This is a genomic window from Bacillus sp. GMs2/2 (genome assembly GCF_050172095.1).
Classification (GTDB): Bacteria; Bacillota; Bacilli; order Bacillales; family Bacillaceae_G; genus Bacillus_A; species Bacillus_A cereus.
Map to the genome: position 1 here is coordinate 1 of NZ_JBNLYE010000567.1, position 1,959 is coordinate 1,959.

Here is a 1,959-nt window from a genome sequence, read left to right on the forward strand (position 1 = left end):
AATTTCGGTTTTCTAATTTTACTTTCATTCACTTTTTCTAAAGCGTACTCTTTATTTCCCATATACTCTTTCGCTCTTTTCAGTACATGTTCTTTTACGCTCATTTTATTCGCAATCCAAAGTGCATTACTTTCTCCTGATTTTCCGATAACTAATTTATAAAGCGGCTCTAGCGTTTCACTATTAAACTGCATCGCTGCATTCATAAAGTCATCATGCATTTCTGAGAATCGTTTAATTTCTCCGTAATGCGTACTCGCAACGGTAATACATCCCGCAAAGTACAACTCTTCTAAAATAGAAATTGCAAGTGCTGCACCTTCATTTGGTTCTGTACCGCTCCCTATTTCATCAAATAAAAGTAACGTATTATTATTTGACATCCTCATAATCTCAGAAAGATTTTTCATATGAGACGAAAATGTACTTAGTGCATTTTCAATACTTTGATTATCACCAATATCTACGAATACATTTTCGAAAATAGCGATTTCTGTACCTTTATCTCCTGCAATATGAAGACCTGACATTGTAGCTAATGTTAACAATCCAATCGTTTTTAACACAATTGTCTTTCCGCCCGCATTCGGCCCTGTAATAATTAAACTACGATACTCTTGACCAATTTTAAAATGTAACGGTACAACTTGCCCTGTTAAAAGCGGATGCTTACAATTCACTAAATGAATGTAGCCATGATCGTTTAACTTCGGTTCTATTCCATCAATCGATTTACTAAACTTCGCTTTCGCAAATACCATATCATACTGACTAATTAGCTCCATGTTAATCTTTATACTATAAATGTTTTCTAACACCATTCCTGATAAAGTCGCTAAAATCTGATACTCTTCAACCGCTTCTTCTGCTTTCAAACCTGCTAATTCTGCATTCAATTTCGTAACCGTATGCGGTTCTATAAATACAGTAGAACCTTTTGCCGAGGCTTCAATAATACTTCCAGCAACTTGATTTTTATAGGAAGATTTAATTGGAATCGTATAACGGTCATCCTTTTTACTAATAAAGAATTCCTGAATGAATTTCTTATTTGCACTACTATTTAAAAACTTCGTTAAACGTTCTTTTATTTTCCCATCTACAGAATCGATATTATTTCGAATTCGTTTTAACTCTTTACTTGCAGCTGCATCAATACTATTTCCTTTAATTGAAAAGTTAATTTCCTCTTCAATACTTTTATATTCAGTCATTGAGTTTGCATAAGAAGCTAATACTGGTGCAAAAAATTCTTTATCTAACATAAACTTTTTAATCTTTCTACATCCACGTAAAAAGTCTGAAACACTCACTAATTCTTCTGGATCTAAAATCATCCCTTTTTCTAATTTTTGAATTGTACTAGCAATATTAGAAATTCCGAAGAAAGGAACATGCCCTTCTGCATCTAATATAGCTCGTGCTTCTGTCGTTTCATTCAACCGATTTCTCACTACTTTTATACTCGTACTCGGCTCTAATTTGTTTAATAACCTCTTACCTAATCCACTTACACAATAAGATTTCACTATATCCTTTAATTCGTTATATTGTAACTTTTCAAAAGTCATCGTATTCATTTTGTTTCTCCTCACTATGATTGATTTTTATCATAAATGAAGATACCTACTCATTAGATTCCAATGAGCTATATATAAAATCCCATAATTATACAATAAAAACATATACAAAAAAGCTGCGGGGATACCGCAGCTTTTACATTTACAAGGCATGTGTAATAACGTATGAGGAAATAAGCCATAAAAAATAGATGGCAGTCCCTTATTACACGCTTTATAAAGTATTGTAGGTATCTTCATAGGTTTTGAAATAAATGCATGACAAAATTAGGGGTATGATGTACATAAAAATCCCCTGGTCTTATCCGATTTATTTCATTAAATTTTTCCTATTTAATACCTACCGCACTCACAAAAAGCACCTCTCATTAATTTATAT

General features: G+C 32.4%; 1 protein-coding gene. It reads right to left on the bottom strand.

Annotation, left to right across the window (positions count from 1 at the left end):
• A partial coding sequence (locus tag ACQGS6_RS27395) for an endonuclease MutS2 (protein ID WP_426965950.1) occupies positions 1 to 1,580 on the bottom strand: 1,580 nt, incomplete at its 3' end.
• Between the last annotated feature and the right edge of the window lie 379 nt (positions 1,581 to 1,959).